This is a genomic window from Oribacterium sp. KHPX15, assembly GCF_900107835.1.
Taxonomy (GTDB): domain Bacteria; phylum Bacillota; class Clostridia; order Lachnospirales; family Lachnospiraceae; genus Oribacterium.
Genome location: NZ_FNRG01000064.1, coordinates 7295 through 10765, shown reverse-complemented (window position 1 = coordinate 10765; position 3471 = coordinate 7295). Strand labels below are relative to the sequence as shown.

At 40.6% G+C, this 3471-nt stretch carries 7 protein-coding genes; all 7 read left to right on the top strand.

Annotated features, from left to right (window positions below; translation table 11 throughout):
* Window positions 1-285, top strand: a 285-nt coding sequence (locus tag BLV86_RS17130; RefSeq protein WP_139297965.1) for a GNAT family N-acetyltransferase, incomplete at its 5' end; no start/stop codon positions are given.
* 20 nt (window positions 286-305) lie between these two features.
* Complete coding sequence (locus BLV86_RS17125; protein ID WP_090820006.1) at window positions 306-674, top strand: DUF488 domain-containing protein; 369 nt, start codon at window positions 306-308, stop codon at window positions 672-674.
* A gap of 170 nt (window positions 675-844) precedes the next feature.
* On the top strand, window positions 845-1057 hold the full coding sequence (locus BLV86_RS17120; protein ID WP_090820003.1) for a hypothetical protein: 213 nt from the start codon (window positions 845-847) through the stop codon (window positions 1055-1057).
* Window positions 1058-1096: 39 nt separating this feature from the next.
* Window positions 1097-1624 (top strand): GNAT family N-acetyltransferase, encoded by a 528-nt coding sequence (locus BLV86_RS17115; protein ID WP_175456601.1) that lies wholly within the window; start codon window positions 1097-1099, stop codon window positions 1622-1624.
* A gap of 37 nt (window positions 1625-1661) precedes the next feature.
* Window positions 1662-2339, top strand: a complete 678-nt coding sequence (locus BLV86_RS17110) for a class I SAM-dependent methyltransferase (protein WP_090819997.1) — start codon at window positions 1662-1664, stop codon at window positions 2337-2339.
* A 194-nt stretch (window positions 2340-2533) separates the two neighbouring features.
* Window positions 2534-2950, top strand: a complete 417-nt coding sequence (locus BLV86_RS17105; protein ID WP_090819995.1) for a YjdF family protein — start codon at window positions 2534-2536, stop codon at window positions 2948-2950.
* A gap of 234 nt (window positions 2951-3184) precedes the next feature.
* The coding region (locus tag BLV86_RS18020; RefSeq protein WP_175456600.1) for a hypothetical protein at window positions 3185-3471 on the top strand (287 nt) is incomplete at its 3' end.

Below are 3471 nucleotides of genomic sequence, written 5' to 3'. Positions count from 1 at the left end.
GATGAATTTTTCACTGATGAAAGCCTTCATGAGCCTGATGGAGAAACAGTAATGATTATGGGCCTTGACGTCCTTCCGGAGTACAGAAAAATGGGCCTTGCCAGGGAACTTGTATTTAACTATTGCAGGAAAGAGCAGGCTCGTGGACGGAAGAGACTTGTACTGACATGTCATAAGGAAAAGATAAAAATGTACAGGAAATTTGGATTTGATGACCTGGGAGAGTCCGCATCCGAGTGGGGCGGTGAAAAATGGCATGAGATGGAGATAAGGCTTAATTTCTAGATGAATTGAGGCGACAATGTATGTACAGTATCAGGACTAAGAGAATTTACAAAGCGCTAGAGGAAAACGACGGGATAAGGATCCTTGTAGACCGGTTATGGCCAAGGGGGATAAAGAAAGAATCATCTGAAGTAAAAGCATGGGAAAAGGAAATTGCGCCATCTAATGAGCTTCGGAAATGGTTTAACCATGATGCGGAGAAATATCCTGAATTTCGAAGGAAGTACATGGAGGAGCTTGATGCTTCAGAGGATGCTGAGAAGTTGTTGGAATTCGTAAAAGAGCATATCAAATCTGATAATATCACATTGCTCTATGCTGCAAAGGATGAAGAACATAATAATGCTATAGTGCTTATGGATTGGCTGGCTCATGATAGAAATCCTTAGTTTGAGAAATGATGTGTAGCTGCACGACTGATCATTATACAGTCGTGCAGCTATTTTTTTTATGAGGATACTTCATTATTCACGTATCTTGCTATAATATCCGTAGGCCCCAAAAGCGAATAACGTACAGTCAAAAGAAACAAGGCACTAACGGAGAGGATGACGAAGATATGAGCAAATATGATTCCCTGTGGAATTGGATACAGAACAACGGAACTGATGAATTCATCCTGACTTTTGCCGAAATTGGAAAGATAACTGGTTTTCCTTTAGATCATTCTTTTCTGACTTATAAAAAAGAACTGATGGAGTACGGTTATAAGGTCGGAAAGATATATATGAAGGAACAAACGGTCATGCTTGAGAAAATAAAGAAAGAATGACCCTGGGAAAAACAAATCTGTATTTGTGAGGATGATAACGTGAGTGGAACAGTTGAATTGACAACGGACAGACTAATCTTACGAAGGCATCAACCAGAGGACGCTGCGGTACTGTTTGAGATCTTAGGCAGTGATCCTCAGATGTTTGAATATTCCGGTTGGAATCCATATCAGACAAAAGAGAAGGCGGCTGAAACAATCGAAACATTTATAAAGAGCTATGATGATCCGCATTTTTATGGCTGGGGAATCGTAAATAAAGGAAAACTGGTCGGTACAATTGGCGCATATGACTATGATGCGGATAAAAACCAAATCGAGATCGGAATGAGTATTGATCGCGCTTCATGGGGGCAGGGATTTGCCACAGAAGCCCTGATTGTTGTGCTTCATTATTTGACAGAGGATGAAAACATCCAGGCCGTCACCGGCTGGTGCGCGTCTGATAATATCGGTTCGCTGAAAGCTATGGAAAAAGCCGGGATGAAGAGAATACGTTTAGAAAAGGAAGCGTTGACAATCAACCATCGAATGTTTGATAAACTGATTTTCGAGTACACTTCGTAACAGCGAAGAGCGCGGCAATTTCAAGTTTGGAGGAAAAATGAAAGATAATACCTCGTCTTATAATTCAAGTGTTTATGATGCAAAGATTTCGAATGTATTACCATATTATGCAGAATTCCATAGTCAGGTTATTGATGTGGCGAAGATGGTCTTCAATGAGAAAGAAGGAAGCTTTAAATGGCTTGACACAGGCTGCGGTACCGGAACTCTTGCTTTAAGAGCACTTGGAGAACTTCCGAATACTGAATTTACACTTTGTGATCCGTCCGAAGGCATGTTAGAGATAGCAAAGGAAAAGTTAAGGGGCAGGGATATCTGTTTCAACATTGTGCCTTCACATGAACTTCCATATGAAAACGAGTTTGATATTGTAACTGCCATCCTGAGCCATCATTACTATGATCTTGAGACTCGAGAGATTGCTGTAAAAAAATGTTATAGGGCGCTGAAGGAAGATGGTATCTTTATAACCTTCGAGAACATAAGTATGTCAACTAAGGAAAGTGAAGCCATGGCATTGAATCGATGGGGACAATATCTCTTAGACCATGGTTGGACACCGGAAGAAGTGAAAGCTCACCAGGCAAGACGAGGTGTTGAAATGTTTCCCATAACCATAGAGCAGCATCTTGAAATGATAAAGAATACCGGCTTCAAATCTGTAAATATATTATGGACGTCCTACATGCAGGCTGGTTTCTGGGCCATTAAATAAGGTTTTTAAATGATTATGTTGCGTCATAGGACGCTTCATATATAAACAAAAAGACAAAGATAAAAACGCAACGTGCATTAGATGCACCAGAGCCGGTAGGTAGCCCGGCCGTCTCATTCTCAGAATGAGGTAAGTAACCTGCCCCTCCGGGTTGTCCATTCTTTGTCCATAAGAATTTTCAAGGAGGGAACATTATGGACAAAATGAGTGGAAAGCTCACGGTTTACTTTGAGGATCCGTTCTGGGTTGGAGTTTTCGAAAAGGTCTCTGATGAAAAGCTGTCGGTAAGCAAAATGACATTTGGATCAGAACCAAAGGATAACGAAGTCCGGAATTTCATTCTCAAACACTACAGCGAGCTGAAGTTCAGTCCGGCTGTGGAGGTCAAACTTAAGAAGGCTGCTGACAATCCCAAACGAAGACAGCGTAATGCTGCGAAGCAACTGCAAAATATCGGCATTGGAACCAAGTCCCAGCAGGCTTTGCAGAAGCAAAGGGAGGAAATGAAGGTTGAACGCATACAGAATAGGAAAGAAATGCGGGAAGCTGATAGGCAGAAACAATATGATCTGAAACAGCAAAAAAAGAAGGAGAAGCACAAGGGTCACTGAGCGTTTCTTCTGTGAGAATCCCGGTTTGCAAGTTACTGTAAGCCGGGATCTTAATGAGGTAAACAAATGGAACTTGGTAAAAATTCCTTGGTATGAAGTTTTCTAATGCCGTATATAAGCGTATACCAGAAGAGTCTTATGGCCGGGTGTTACGGCAGTTAATGAAGATATTACCGGATGCAGAACAGAAGAAGATTGAAAAGATCCTTAGGTAACTAAGGACAGAGGATATATATGATTATAAATAGAGACGATGATGAAGATGATTCACGGATAATACATGTCCGTTACGGAATAATAGTAGCAAACAAAAAACATTCAAGATTTGTTATTGTAAGAATCGATACAGAGAATTACCCTTTAGTTTTCTTAAAAGAATGGACCGAAGATGACGATTATGGATATGACTGCTATTACATGCTGTATAAAGCAGCTCTAACAGCCAAAGAAGCTGATAAGATACTGGATCTACTTAAAGAAAATGATAAGAGGAAAGCAAACACACTGTTAAAGAAGTATTT